This is a genomic window from Brumicola pallidula DSM 14239 = ACAM 615, from assembly GCF_000428905.1.
GTDB lineage: Bacteria > Pseudomonadota > Gammaproteobacteria > Enterobacterales > Alteromonadaceae > Glaciecola > Glaciecola pallidula.
This window is the reverse complement of sequence record NZ_KE386815.1, coordinates 193731-206882: the sequence shown is the minus strand read 5'-3', so window position 1 is coordinate 206882 and position 13152 is coordinate 193731. Positions and strand designations below refer to the sequence as shown.

The window sequence follows — 13152 nt, the reverse complement described above, 5'->3', positions numbered from 1 at the left end:
GAAGGTTGCTCGACAGTATTTTTTTAGATTATTTATGCGTATCACTCAAACTTCTTTTAAGCGATAGTCACAATTTTACATGCATTCGTAGCACCAACAGTTTCCATACGATCGCCATACGTTAAGATGACTTGATCACCAACTTGCAGCAGGCCTGATTCTTTTAGCGCCTCGATAACATCAAAGGTCAATGCACCGGGAAGGCTTTTTGTTGAATCAAAATATAGCGGTATAACACCACGGTAAAGCGCCATCATGTTCAATGTTGCGATGTGTCTAGACATTGCAATAATCGGCAAAGACGTGGTAATTCTGGACATTAATTTGGGTGTTGTGCCACTTTCGGTGAGGCCGACAATCGCTTTAATTGTAGGTAAGTGATTTGCTGCATACACTGCTGACATAGCAGTCGTTTCACTCACATCTTTAAAGAATTCATCTAATCGATGTTTAGATATTTGAACATTTGGGTGTAGTTCCGCACCTTCACAAACTCTGGCCATTGCTTTAACAGTTTCAACAGGATATTTACCGGCTGCAGTTTCGGCTGAAAGCATCACTGCATCTGTACCGTCAAGGACTGCGTTTGCCACATCCATGACTTCAGCACGCGTTGGCATTGGGCTTTCAATCATTGATTCCATCATTTGTGTAGCCGTAATGACAACCCGATTTAGCTGTCTGGAACGTGCAATCAATTTCTTTTGTACACCGACAAGTTCAGCATCACCAATTTCTACACCTAAGTCGCCGCGGGCTACCATGACGGCGTCAGACGCCAGAATGATATCGTCCATGGCGGCTTCGCTGGCAACAGTTTCTGCGCGTTCAACTTTGGCACAAATTTTAGCCTTCGAGCCAGCTTGCAGTGCTAGCTCGCGTGCATAATCGAGGTCAGCGCCGCAGCGAGGAAAAGAGACGGCTAAATAATCAACACCAATTTCGGCTGCAGTAACAATGTCACGTTTGTCTTTTTCTGTTAATGCTTCAGCTGTCAATCCACCGCCTTGGCGGTTAATGCCTTTATTATTGGATAGTTTGCCGCCAACCGTAACCGTTGTAATTACTTTGCTGCCTTCAACGCGATTGACAAGCAGCTGAATCCTACCATCATCTAATAACAATAAATCGCCTTCGCTAACATCATCAGGAAGGGCTTTATAATCGATGCCAACGGCTTCATTGGTGCCTACATTGACCTCGAGTTCGGCATCTAATGTAAATGTTTGTCCAATGTCTAATTGAACGGCTGAATCTATGAAGCGAGAAACACGTATTTTAGGACCTTGGAGATCGCCTAGAATAGCCACATATCTGTTCAGTTTTTTTGCCGCGATGCGCACTTTATTCGCTCGCTCAATGTGGTCTTGCGCATTACCATGCGAAAAGTTCATCCTAACCACGTTTGCACCTGCTGCTATAATGGCTTCAATCATCTCCTGGGTATCAGTTGCAGGACCTAAAGTGGCAAGTATTTTTGTTCTACGCGACATATCTTTACTCAATTTGTGTTGTGGTTTCGGATTTATTTGTTGCTTTTGTGTGTAAGCAGTGACAGCTTGACGTTAAAACTAAAATCAATCGATAACTACGTCTCTGTTTTGTTAAAGCGGCTGCCCCGTAGGGTGTCTTTTACTCTTTTTAAGTTCTCTCTAAACCTGGTGCCTCTGCGAAGAGTGAAACCCGTTGCTAAAACATCAATTAATGTCAGTTGCGCAATACGAGAGGCCATTGGCATATATAAGTCAGTATCTTCAGGAACCGCTAGCGAAAGTACGTAATTGCACTCTTTGCTTAATGGACTATCAGCAGAAGTTATGCCTACAACAACAGCGTCATTTGATCTTGCAATTTGTGCAATATCAACCAAACTTTTGGTTCTACCTGTATGCGAAATTAACATCACGACATCTTCTTCCGTGCAGTTCATACAACTCATGCGCTGCATTAATGTATCTTCAAAATAGACGACAGGCACGTTAAATCTAAAGAATTTGTTGAGTGCGTCATGAGCCACCGAAGAAGACGCTCCCACACCAAAAAATGAAATCCTTTTAGCTTGAGTTAGTAGGTCTACCACTCGATTGACCGTCGCGATATCAAGTGACTGACGAGCCACTTCTAATGAGGCCATGGTGGATTCGAAAATTTTATTGGTGTATTCCGTCGGCCCGTCAAATTCATCAACGTGACGATTTACATATGGGGTACCATTGGCGAGGCTTTGCGCTAGATGCAATTTAAAGTCTGGGTATCCTTTGGTGTCTAATCGTCTGCAAAATCGATTGACTGTTGGCTCACTAACGTTCGACATTTTAGCTAATGTTGCAATTGAAGAATGAATAGCCACTTGTGGATTCGCAAGGATAACTTCAGCTACTTTTTTTTCTGATTTACTGAAATCAGCTTTTTGCCGTGTAATTTTTTCGAGGATGTTCATTATTATTATCTCGCTAAAGAGGCTTTTATTCACTCTCTTTGTTATTTTTAGCACGCCCCAAGTAAATTCGGAAATTCTTTTGGTCGCTCACGAACAGTTAAACTGTAATAATACTACGATTATTTTTAACGTTTGTCATTTTTGTTGTAACTTATTGACAACAATAATTAACATTTCACTGAATTTAAGCCTAACTATTACCATCAGTTATCGGCTCATTTAGTTATTTTATACACAAAGATTTCTATGCTTTATAGTCAGTATAGGTGCTGTAAATAAACAAATGTATGATTTTCAAGATGACTAGTATATTGATATTATAAAAACAAATGTGCTGTTTATTTTTTGTTAAAGAGTTTGGTGTTTCGAACTTGTATTAGTTGTAATATTACTACATTTGTTGTCTACTATGTACAACGATTACCTGTCAATAATTACAATGTTGCACGAATTCGATGCAAAGAGGCTACTATGATTATAGATACTGGGGCAACCAATTCTGGTTACGAACCCATTGATTTTGTTTTATTTGGCACCTTAGGTGACTTAGCAAGACGCAAACTACTTCCTTCCCTTTATCAGCTTGAAAAAGCTAAGCTATTAAATAGCGACACCAATATTATCGGTGTTGCGCGTCAAGACATGCAACAAGCAGAATATGTTTCTAAGGTTAAAGAAAATATCAGCAAGTTTTTAGGCGAAACTTTTTGCGATGAAACATGGCAACGATTTGAACAACGTTTAGATTATGTTCAAATTGATATGAAAAATGCAGAGGATTATTCAAAACTTTGTGAGCATGTTGATGTCTCTCGCACCATGGTTTGTTATTTCGCAACACCGCCTTCGATATACGGTGATATTTGTAAGGGCATGAAAGCCGCTAATGTAATCGACCCTAGTGTAAGAGTGGTGTTAGAGAAACCCATCGGTCATGATTTAGCATCGTCAAAAGTAATTAATGAGCAAGTCGCGGCGTTTTTCAGTGAGAGACAAATTTACCGCATCGATCATTACTTGGGTAAAGAAACGGTGCTGAATTTGATAGCATTACGTTTTGCAAACAGCATTTTTGCAACTAACTGGGATCATAACTGCATTGATCATGTGCAAATTAGCGTTGCTGAGTCAGTCGGTATTGAAGGGCGTTGGGGTTATTTTGATGATGCGGGTCAAATGCGAGATATGGTGCAAAATCATCTTTTACAAATTTTGTCCTTGGTTGCAATGGAACCGCCGACGACCTTAGACGCTGACAGTATTCGCGATGAAAAGCTGAAAGTACTCAAAGCGCTGCGCCCAATTAATTCATCGAACGTGGCAGAAAAAACGGTCAGAGGACAATATGTCGCCGGTTTTGTGCGCGGTGCGGAAGTGCCTGGTTACCTTGAAGAACCTGACGCTAACGAAAAAAGTAAGACTGAAACATTTGTTGCGATTAAAGCTGAAATTGATAATTGGCGCTGGGCGGGTGTTCCATTCTATTTAAGAACGGGTAAACGGTTACCAAATAAGACCAGTGAAGTCGTGATTTATTTCAAGCGTCAACCACATAACTTGTTTGGGGATAGTTTTACTACGCTGCCTCAAAACAAATTAGTGATCCGTTTGCAGCCAGATGAAGGCGTTGAAATAACCGTAATGAATAAAGTGCCTGGTTTGACAAGTTCTCGTTCGATGGACTTGCAGAAGTCCAAACTTAACTTGAGCTTTTCAGAAGCATTCGAGGCCCAGCGAATACCTGATGCTTACGAAAAACTGCTGTTGGAAGTCATGATTGGTAATCAAGCATTGTTTGTACGCCGTGACGAAATAGAACAAGCCTGGACGTGGGTAGACTCGATTAAAGCCGCTTGGGGTAAAAGTAATGAACCTGCCGAAAGCTATCAAGCTGGCACCTGGGGACCAGTATCTTCCATTGCCCTGCTTGCGAGAGAAGGACGTTCTTGGTATGAAAGTAAAATGAAGCGTGGCAAATAGGAGCTTAGTATGAGTTTAAAAATAACCACGTTTAGTTCAGCTAATGAATTGGTGACTGTTTTCAGTCAACGTATTGCAGATATATTAAAGCAAGCCATTAGTGAAAAAGGTAAAGCCAGTTTAGTGGTCAGTGGTGGCAGTACACCGGTGCCCTTGTTCAAAGCTTTGTCTGTTCGCGCTATTGATTGGTCAAAGGTAACAATAACTTTAGCTGACGAACGATGGGTCGCATCAACCGATGCAGCGAGCAACGAAAAGCTGGTAAGACAAAATTTACTGCAAGATAAAGCGGCAGCGGCTAACTTCATTCCATTGAAAACAGCGCATAACAATGCCGAAGATGCAGTAGAACAATTAACTGCGACGTTTATGAAAGTTGGCTTGCCATTTGATGCTGTTATTCTTGGTATGGGTGAAGATGGCCACACGGCTTCATTGTTCCCATGTTCAGCGCAAATTGAAGCAGGTCTTGATGTTAATCTACCTGCGATGTTAATCGCAACACAACCAACCACTGCACCACATCAACGCATTTCCTTTACGTTGCGCGCTCTTGTTAGCAGCGCCAATGTATTTCTGCACCTAACTGGTCAGAAAAAAAGAGACGTACTATATCATGCGTTAGAACACTCCAGCGACTTGGAAAAGCCAATTAAGGCTGTTTGCGATAAGACCACAGTTGAATTGATGTGGGCCCCTTAGGAGAAAAATATGAATCCAATTATTCAAGAAGTAACTCAACGTATTGTTGAGCGCAGTAAAGAATCACGTCAAGCATACTTAAACAAAATAGCCAAAGCACGCAAGCAGGGTCCGTTGAGAGGCGCGTTGTCTTGCGGTAACCTAGCGCATGGTTTTGCAGCATGTAATACAGAAGATAAATCTAATTTACGCAGTATGGTAAAAGCCAATATAGCCATCATTTCATCTTACAATGATATGTTATCTGCGCATCAGCCCTACGAGACATTCCCACAAGAAATCAAACAAGCCATTAGAGAAGTTGGCAGCGTTGCACAATTTGCAGGCGGAGTACCGGCTATGTGTGATGGCGTTACTCAAGGTAATGCCGGCATGGAATTAAGCTTGATGAGTCGCGATAACATTGCCATGGGGGCGGGTATTGCACTTTCTCATAACATGTTTGACGCCACTATTATGATGGGTATTTGTGACAAAATAGTCCCTGGATTATTATTAGGTGGTTTAAGTTTTGGACATTTGCCCACGGTATTTGTGCCAGCAGGTCCAATGCCATCGGGTTTACCAAACAAAGAAAAAGCACGCATTCGCCAAGCCTATGCCGAGGGCAAGGTGGGCCGTGATGAATTGCTTGAAGCTGAGTCTCAATCATATCATTCTGCCGGTACTTGCACTTTTTATGGTACCGCAAACAGTAATCAGCTAGTGGTTGAAGTGATGGGCCTGCATTTACCCGGGGCTTCATTTGTTAATCCGGGCACGCCACTGCGTGAGGCACTAACAAAAGCGGCTTCTGTACAGGCAACGCGTATTACTGATTTAGGCGAAAGCTATATGCCCATAGGTCATATCGTTGATGCCAAATCAATGGTGAATGGTATTGTTGCGTTGTTAGCAACTGGCGGTTCTACCAATCATACGATGCACTTAGTTGCTGTTGCACGTGCCGCTGGCCTGATTGTGAATTGGGATGACTTTTCTGATCTATCCAACGCAACGCCTTTGTTAACGCGAATTTATCCAAACGGTTCTGCCGACATAAATCATTTTACTGCCGCTGGTGGTACGGGTTTGTTGATTAAGGAACTGCTAGGCGCTGGTCTACTGCACAATGATGTAAATACAATTTGTGGCAGAGGCTTAGAACAATATACAAAAGAACCTATTTTGCGCGACGGCGAACTATTATGGGTTGACTGTCCCGAAGAGTCGCTTGATAAAGCGGTGTTAACCACCGTCGCGGAACCATTTAAACCAGATGGTGGTTTGTCGGTATTAAAAGGCAATATCGGTCGTGCTGTTATGAAAACATCAGCATTACGTGAGCCAAATTGCCACATCAAAGCGCCTGCGGTTGTTTTTGAAGATCAATATACTTTTGATAAAGCGTTTAACCAAGGTGACTTAAATAAAGACTGCGTTGTGGTTGTCCGATTCCAAGGTCCAGCAGCAATTGGGATGCCTGAATTACACCGTTTAACACCACCATTGGGTGTGTTGCAAGACAAAGGTTTTAAGGTAGCGCTGGTGACTGATGGTCGCATGTCAGGCGCTTCTGGAAAAGTACCTGCAGCTATTCACTTAACCCCTGAGGCATATAAAGGCGGGTTAATAGCGAAAGTGAAAAATGGCGATGTAATTGAATTAAACACCACAACAGGTGAGTGTATCTTGCATGTTGAAGAGACCGAATTAGCCTCACGTGAATCCGCAAAGGTGGATTTAACCGACAGCCATGTAGGCATGGGAAGGGAGATGTTTGGCAGTATGCGTGCATCTCTGACAGGTGCTGAGGAAGGCGCTTGTTCATTATTCTTTAAGCACGAGTAACCAATATGAGTAACATGTTCGTGGCTGATGTCGGTGGTACAAATATACGCTTAGCATTAGTACAAGACGGTGAGTTACAACAAATCACCAAGTACTTGTGTAAGCAGTTCGACACTATTACCGGCGCAATTAACCAATTTGCAATCGATGTAAACGTTGACAGCTTCGAGCATGGTTGTATTGCCATTGCTTGCCCAGTCAATAATGATGCTGTCAAAATGACCAATCATACGTGGACATTTTCGAAACTTGAACTGCAAAATCAGTTGAGTTTAAACAGCCTGTTAGTTATTAACGATTTTTCGGCTGTGGCCTTTTCATTACCTAATTTGAAAATGGAACAAGTCATTCAAATTGGTCCTGGTGAAGCTGTCGAAAAAGGCAATATTGTGGTTTTTGGACCTGGTACAGGTTTAGGTGTCGAGCATCTTACTTGGACTGATAGTGGCTGGCAGACCCTCGACGGTGAGGGAGGGCATGTTGATTTTGCACCAAACGACGAACAAGATATTATTGTTTGGCGTTATATTAAATCAAAATTAGGCCGAGTCGCTGCTGAAGAACTGCTTTCCGGAAGAGGCCTTGTTAATATTTACACAGCACTTGTTATGCATGCTGGTGGCAACGTTGAGTATACAGACCCTGCTGATATTACGCAGCATGCGCTTGCCAGCACAAACCTGACATGCGTTAAGGCAGTGCAACAGTTTTGCCGAATTATGGGCAGTTTTGCCGGTAATTTAGCATTAAATTTGTGTACCACTGGTGGAGTTTTTATCGGTGGTGGTATCGCTCCTCGATTGGTCAACTTCTTTGCTAATAATGAATTTCGCCAAAAATTCGAAGATAAAGGAAATTTGGCTAGATATGTCAAAAATATTCCTACCTACTTAATTAATGAACCCAACCATGGATTGTTGGGTGCATTAGCATATTTACTACAACAAACCAAAGAGAAACATTGATAATGAATAACTGGATTTTTTCCTCAGAAGAAATTTTTAGCCAAGGGCCGGTTGTACCTGTTCTCGTGATTGAAAATGTTGAAGATGCTGTGCCTATCGCGAAAGCTTTGATAGCGGGTGGCATTAATGTATTAGAAGTAACCCTACGTACCAAAGCTGCGATGGATGTTATTCGTGTTATTGCTGAACAGCTGCCGGATGTATACATCGGTGCAGGTACAGTAACTAATCGTGAGCAATTAAAAGCGGTAACTGAAGCGGGTGCAAAGTTCGCAATTAGCCCTGGCTTGACTGCAGATTTACTGCAAGCAGGTAAAGAAGGAACAATTCCACTTATTCCTGGCATTTCAAATATTTCAGACTTAATGAAAGCAAAAGACGCGGGTTACGACCATTTGAAATTCTTCCCTGCAGAGGCGGCGGGTGGAGTGAATGCGTTAAAATCGATTGGTGGTCCATTCCCCGATATCAAATTTTGCCCTACCGGCGGTATCAGTCCAAGTAACTACAAAGCGTACTTAGCATTGCCAAACGTTAAATGCTGTGGTGGCTCATGGTTAGCCCCAGCAGATGCAATTGAAAAGAAGCAATGGTCGATAATCACTGAGCTTGCGAAACAAGCGGTAAAAATCTAGTTGGTTAATCAGGGGAATGCAGTGGTTTTGTATTCCCTCTATAATGGGTAAGTTGGCTGATTTACTCTTTATCAGCTAGCCCTTTATCAGTTAGTCTTTATTATCCAGCGTCTCGTTAGCCAATGATTTGCACTAACTCATGCTGTTGTTGTGCAGCTAAGATCGTTCCTTGCGTTATAGACGCTTCAATGCAAAGCATGTCAATGTAGCTATTATCTTGCATATCAGCCATCGTTTTGCTTTTCTTTTGCCATGGATTCCAAATCACAACCGAGTCATGTCCGTGTTGCTCTATGCTGATTTTTTTGTCTGGGCAGATCAAATGGATGAAATCAAAGTGATTATTTTCGTCTTGCAAATGTATCCTATCCGTTTCACTGCTTATTAAATAGGGTAATAACTGCTCGAATGCAGCGCTAGCGTTGGTCTTGTCGATGTATTTCCCAGCGACACCGATTATTTTGGTTTGATGAATATTAGTCACATTGAAATAACTATGTAGGGCAGCCGTGATTGTTAATGCTTGCTTACTTGTATTTTTAGTGATGAGCCTAATGCTGCATTTCTTTGAAAAGGTGAATTCAACAGAAGCTAACAGCTTTTCAGAAAACCCATATAAGCCAAGTTGATTTGGGCTCAATGTAATGGTTGTTGCGTCAGTGCTTTCTGCAATTTCAATCACTTGCCAGTCCTGCGTCCGCACAAAGCCATGAGCTGGTAATTTGGTGTTATCGCTAGCATCTTTGTCAGGATATATATCAGCAAACCATGGCCAGCAGATAGGGATGCCGCCGCGTATCGGTTTGCTTTTATTAAATACAGCGGTCTCGCTCAGCCACAGTCTTTCTGTAGCATCAGCGTTTGGGACGAAACTAAGTAGATGCGCACCGAAAAGCGCTATTTCAGCAGTGCAGTGCCCATTGGTAATCTTCAATGTAGGCAATTGTTCTCTGCTACTCATCGACACCGAGCTATATTGTTTACTCATGTGCGTGTACATAGCGCTCCCCGAATAGTTGAAAATAAAAAGACGACATAGAGCCGTCTTTTATTTATATCGTTGTGTCTTACTTTCCTAGTAAGTTGTTTTATAAATAAGGCGCTATTACAGCGCAAAGTACAGCGCAAAGTTCATTATTTAGAAATATGTGTTACCAAATCTAGTATACGATTTGAATAGCCGACTTCATTGTCATACCAAGCCACGACCTTTACAAACGAATCGTTAAGTGAGATGCCTGCTGTCGCATCAAAAATACTGGATAATGCATCGCCAATAAAGTCTTGTGATACAACCGCATCTTCAGTGTAACCAAGTATACCTTTTAATGGTCCCTCAGAAGCCGCCTTCATCACTTCACATATTTTTGCATAGCTAGCAGGGTTTTCTAAGTTAACGGTTAAATCAACGACAGAAACGTTCGCAGTAGGCACTCTGAATGCCATCCCTGTTAGTTTACCATTCAATTCAGGAATGACTTTGCCAACAGCTTTCGCTGCACCCGTTGAGGATGGAATGATATTTTGAGAAGCACCACGACCACCACGCCAGTCTTTCATGGAAGGTCCGTCAACGGTTTTTTGGGTCGCTGTTGTGGAATGCACAGTTGTCATTAAGCCGTCTTTAATACCAAATGCATCATTTAATACTTTTGCAATGGGTGCTAGGCAATTAGTGGTGCAAGACGCGTTAGAAACAATCGTTTCACCTGCATATTTAGTATGGTTAACGCCCATTACAAACATGGGTGTATCGTCTTTCGAAGGAGCTGATAGAACCACTTTTTTGGCGCCCGCAGTAATGTGCTTTTGTGCGCTTTCTTTGGTTAAAAATAGACCGGTCGATTCAACCACAACGTCAGCATTTACAGCGCCCCAAGCTAAGTCTTCGGGGTTTCTTTCTGCCGTCACTCTAATTTTTTTACCGTTAACAATTAAATTACCGTCTTTGACTTCAACTGTTCCGTCGAATCTGCCGTGCGTTGAATCATATTTGAACAGGTAAGCGATATAGTCTATGTCTAATAGATCATTTATTGCTACCACGTTAATATCTTCGCGAGTTGCCGCTGCGCGCAATACTAAGCGACCAATTCGACCGAAACCATTTATACCGACATTAATAGCCATTAAATACCTCTTTTAAAATGAAATTTATTATTTGAAATAAAATTACCGAAATTATTGATCAAACACCTAAATATTGCAAAATTATATCAACAATTGTTGTTTAATTACAGGCTTTTTAGCGTAAAGTAAGGCTGCAAACGTATTCAATACCTTATTCAGCTAATTTGTTGAATAATAGTCAGTTAAAATTAGAGTACAAGAACGCTAACAACTTTGTTTAATGCATCAAAAAAGTTAAGACCAAAGAAGATTAGGATAAATTAAATGAGAGAAATAATTGAAGGTTTACTGGGGGCACGAGGAATCGAATCGGCATTCGTTGATGCATGGGGAATTCCCGCAACGGTAAAAGATGAAACTAAAGTGAAACTTCTCAACGCAATGGGATATAAAGTCGACGACGACCAAGCGTTTGAACAACAAGTAGAAGATGACTTCGTTAGACAGTGGATGCTTGCACTGAACCCAGTGCAAGTAATAAAACACGATGAAGACTTTGTGTTTCCGCTGCGCTTATCCATCGAGATGGCTGCACAAAAACTGGTCTTGCTGGTGCAACTTGAGGATGCCAGCATAGAAACTCACGAAATAGAAGCGGTTGATCATCAGTTAATCAATGTGGTTGAAATTGAAGATGAAGAGTTTCATGAATATGCAATTGCATTAGACGTTGACTTACCCATGGGCTATCACAAGCTAAGTGTGCAATTGGGTGACCTCGAACTTGCATCTTCATCCATTATAAAAGTCCCACAGCGATGCTTTATTCCAGATGATATTGAAAAAGGCAAAAAGATATGGGGCTTAAGTGTGCAGCTTTATTGTGTGCGCAGCCGCAGCAATTGGGGTATTGGGGACTTCACAGATTTGACATTCTTAGTTAAGCAAGCGGCGTCCCAAGGCGCTGACTTTGTTGGATTAAACCCGATCCATGAATTATACCCGGCCAATCCAGATATATGCAGTCCTTATGGGCCTAGTTCTCGTCGCTGGCTTAATTATTTATATATCGATGTGGCGCAAGTACCAGAGTTTGAAAATAAAGCAGTTCAAGCTTGGTTTAATGACAACGCGATTGGGCAACAACTAGAAATCTTGCGCGCGGTTGATTACGTCGATTACAAGGGCGTAGCTGCGATAAAGTTAGCGGCATTGAACGAGGTGTTTACGCATTATAGCGAGAAATATTTCACAAAAAATACAAAGCAGAATAAAATATTCAAAGCTTTCATTACCCAAGGGGGTGAGAGTTTGCAAACGCTTGCTGTTTTTGAAGCATTGCAAGAAAGCCTAAATGCTGAAGGAAAAGATTGTTGGGGCTGGCCGGTTTTTCCTGACGAATTTAAAGCCTACGATATGCCGAGCGTTGCAAAATTTGCAAAGCAAAATAAAAATAGGGTTAATTTTTATCTCTTTTTACAATGGCATGCTGCCTTACAATTTGAGGCCGCAAGCAACGCTGCTAGCGAAGCCGGTATGTTGATAGGTTTATATCGCGACCTTGCCGTAGGAGTCAGTGAAGGTAGCGCTGAAATATGGGGTAATAAAGACTTATATTGCATCGATGCGAGCATTGGTGCACCGCCGGATATATTGGGACCGCTGGGACAAAATTGGGGATTGCCACCAATGGATCCGATCAAGCTTTATGAGCAAGCTTATCAGCCCATTATTGATTTATTTTCATCCAACATGCATGCTTCGGGTGCTTTGCGCATTGACCATGTTATGGCGCTATTACGCTTGTGGTGGGTATATCGAGGTGATAATGCCAAACTAGGCGGTTATGTTTGTTACCCAGTTGAAGATCTATTAGGCATACTAGCGCTAGAAAGCCAGCGTAATCAAAGTTTAGTCATTGGTGAGGATTTGGGCACGGTACCCGAACAGATCCGTTCAAAGTTAGCTGAAAATGGCATGTATTCATATCGCGTGTTTTTCTTTGAGCAAGCTGAAGATGGCGGTTTTTATGCTCCAGACCACTATCCAGAACAGTCAATGGCAACATTAACGACGCATGACATGCCAACGTTGATTGGTTATTGGCATTGTGATGACCTCGCGTTAGGCGAAAGAGTAGGCTTATATCCAGATGCTGATGTTTTAGCTTCGCTCTATGATATCAGGCATGAAAATAAACAACATATATTAGATACCTTGCATGGCCACCATTCAATTTCTAATAGTATTAGTCATGATGTACACGATGTCGGCATGACAACCGAGTTGAACTACGGTATGCAGACTCACATGGCATCCGGTTCTAGTGCTCTGCTGAGTTTGCAGCTAGAAGATTGGCTAGAAATGGATAAGCCGGTCAATATTCCAGGAACGTTTAATGAATATCCAAATTGGAAGCGAAAATTGTCGCGTAATTTAGAGGATATCTTCGAAGATGATGCTATTGTAAACTTAGCTAAAAACCTGACTAATCAAAGGTCAGTGGCTAGTAAAATAAAATAAATAATGG

At 41.9% G+C, this 13152-nt stretch carries 10 protein-coding genes; 6 read left to right on the top strand and 4 right to left on the bottom strand.

Annotated features, from left to right (window positions below; genetic code table 11):
* Positions 1-56: 56 nt before the first annotated feature.
* Both pyk and G399_RS0114755 read right to left on the bottom strand, forming a co-directional pair.
* Entirely contained in the window at positions 57-1493 is a 1437-nt protein-coding gene (gene pyk / locus G399_RS0114760) for a pyruvate kinase (protein ID WP_006010383.1), read from the bottom strand.
* A 95-nt stretch (positions 1494-1588) separates the two neighbouring features.
* Complete coding sequence (locus G399_RS0114755) at positions 1589-2440, bottom strand: MurR/RpiR family transcriptional regulator (protein WP_006010382.1); 852 nt, start codon at positions 2438-2440, stop codon at positions 1589-1591.
* Positions 2441-2911: 471 nt separating this feature from the next.
* Here G399_RS0114755 and zwf point away from each other — a divergent pair, with 471 nt between their 5' ends.
* Genes zwf through G399_RS0114730 form a run of 5 tightly spaced genes read left to right on the top strand, consistent with a single transcriptional unit; the run spans position 2912 to position 8552 of the window.
* Positions 2912-4420: a glucose-6-phosphate dehydrogenase gene (gene zwf, locus G399_RS0114750; RefSeq protein WP_006010380.1), complete on the top strand. Its 1509-nt coding sequence runs from the start codon at positions 2912-2914 to the stop codon at positions 4418-4420.
* 9 nt (positions 4421-4429) lie between these two features.
* Positions 4430-5122, top strand: a complete 693-nt coding sequence (gene pgl / locus G399_RS0114745; protein ID WP_006010378.1) for a 6-phosphogluconolactonase — start codon at positions 4430-4432, stop codon at positions 5120-5122.
* A gap of 9 nt (positions 5123-5131) precedes the next feature.
* Entirely contained in the window at positions 5132-6952 is a 1821-nt protein-coding gene (gene edd / locus G399_RS0114740; RefSeq protein ID WP_006010376.1) for a phosphogluconate dehydratase, read from the top strand.
* A gap of 5 nt (positions 6953-6957) precedes the next feature.
* The gene (gene glk / locus G399_RS0114735) at positions 6958-7917 is read left to right on the top strand and encodes a glucokinase (RefSeq protein WP_026843774.1); all 960 of its coding nucleotides are present in this window, start codon (positions 6958-6960) and stop codon (positions 7915-7917) included.
* Between the two features lie 2 nt (positions 7918-7919).
* Positions 7920-8552, top strand: a complete 633-nt coding sequence (locus G399_RS0114730) for a bifunctional 4-hydroxy-2-oxoglutarate aldolase/2-dehydro-3-deoxy-phosphogluconate aldolase (RefSeq protein WP_006010372.1) — start codon at positions 7920-7922, stop codon at positions 8550-8552.
* 115 nt (positions 8553-8667) lie between these two features.
* Here the strand turns inward: G399_RS0114730 and G399_RS0114725 are convergent, their stop codons facing one another.
* Together G399_RS0114725 and gap are read right to left on the bottom strand one after the other, a co-directional pair.
* Positions 8668-9540 carry a D-hexose-6-phosphate mutarotase gene (locus G399_RS0114725; RefSeq protein ID WP_226988938.1) on the bottom strand — a complete coding sequence of 291 codons (873 nt, stop codon included), beginning with the start codon at positions 9538-9540 and terminating at the stop codon, positions 8668-8670.
* A gap of 146 nt (positions 9541-9686) precedes the next feature.
* The gene (gene gap / locus G399_RS0114720) at positions 9687-10682 is read right to left on the bottom strand and encodes a type I glyceraldehyde-3-phosphate dehydrogenase (RefSeq protein WP_006010368.1); all 996 of its coding nucleotides are present in this window, start codon (positions 10680-10682) and stop codon (positions 9687-9689) included.
* Positions 10683-10946: 264 nt separating this feature from the next.
* Between gap and malQ the strand changes: the two genes are divergently transcribed.
* Positions 10947-13145, top strand: a complete 2199-nt coding sequence (gene malQ / locus G399_RS0114715) for a 4-alpha-glucanotransferase (RefSeq protein WP_006010366.1) — start codon at positions 10947-10949, stop codon at positions 13143-13145.
* The last annotated feature ends 7 nt before the right edge of the window (positions 13146-13152 follow it).

What these genes read in the sequence shown, in the direction of transcription:
- pyk (WP_006010383.1), bottom strand. Translation starts at nt 1,493, where the DNA reads ATGTCGCGTAGAACAAAAATACTTGCCACTTTAGGTCCTGCAACTGAT.
- G399_RS0114755 (WP_006010382.1), bottom strand. Translation starts at nt 2,440, where the DNA reads ATGAACATCCTCGAAAAAATTACACGGCAAAAAGCTGATTTCAGTAAA.
- zwf (WP_006010380.1), top strand. Translation starts at nt 2,912, where the DNA reads ATGATTATAGATACTGGGGCAACCAATTCTGGTTACGAACCCATTGAT.
- pgl (WP_006010378.1), top strand. Translation starts at nt 4,430, where the DNA reads ATGAGTTTAAAAATAACCACGTTTAGTTCAGCTAATGAATTGGTGACT.
- edd (WP_006010376.1), top strand. Translation starts at nt 5,132, where the DNA reads ATGAATCCAATTATTCAAGAAGTAACTCAACGTATTGTTGAGCGCAGT.
- glk (WP_026843774.1), top strand. Translation starts at nt 6,958, where the DNA reads ATGAGTAACATGTTCGTGGCTGATGTCGGTGGTACAAATATACGCTTA.
- G399_RS0114730 (WP_006010372.1), top strand. Translation starts at nt 7,920, where the DNA reads ATGAATAACTGGATTTTTTCCTCAGAAGAAATTTTTAGCCAAGGGCCG.
- G399_RS0114725 (WP_226988938.1), bottom strand. Translation starts at nt 9,540, where the DNA reads ATGAGTAAACAATATAGCTCGGTGTCGATGAGTAGCAGAGAACAATTG.
- gap (WP_006010368.1), bottom strand. Translation starts at nt 10,682, where the DNA reads ATGGCTATTAATGTCGGTATAAATGGTTTCGGTCGAATTGGTCGCTTA.
- malQ (WP_006010366.1), top strand. Translation starts at nt 10,947, where the DNA reads ATGAGAGAAATAATTGAAGGTTTACTGGGGGCACGAGGAATCGAATCG.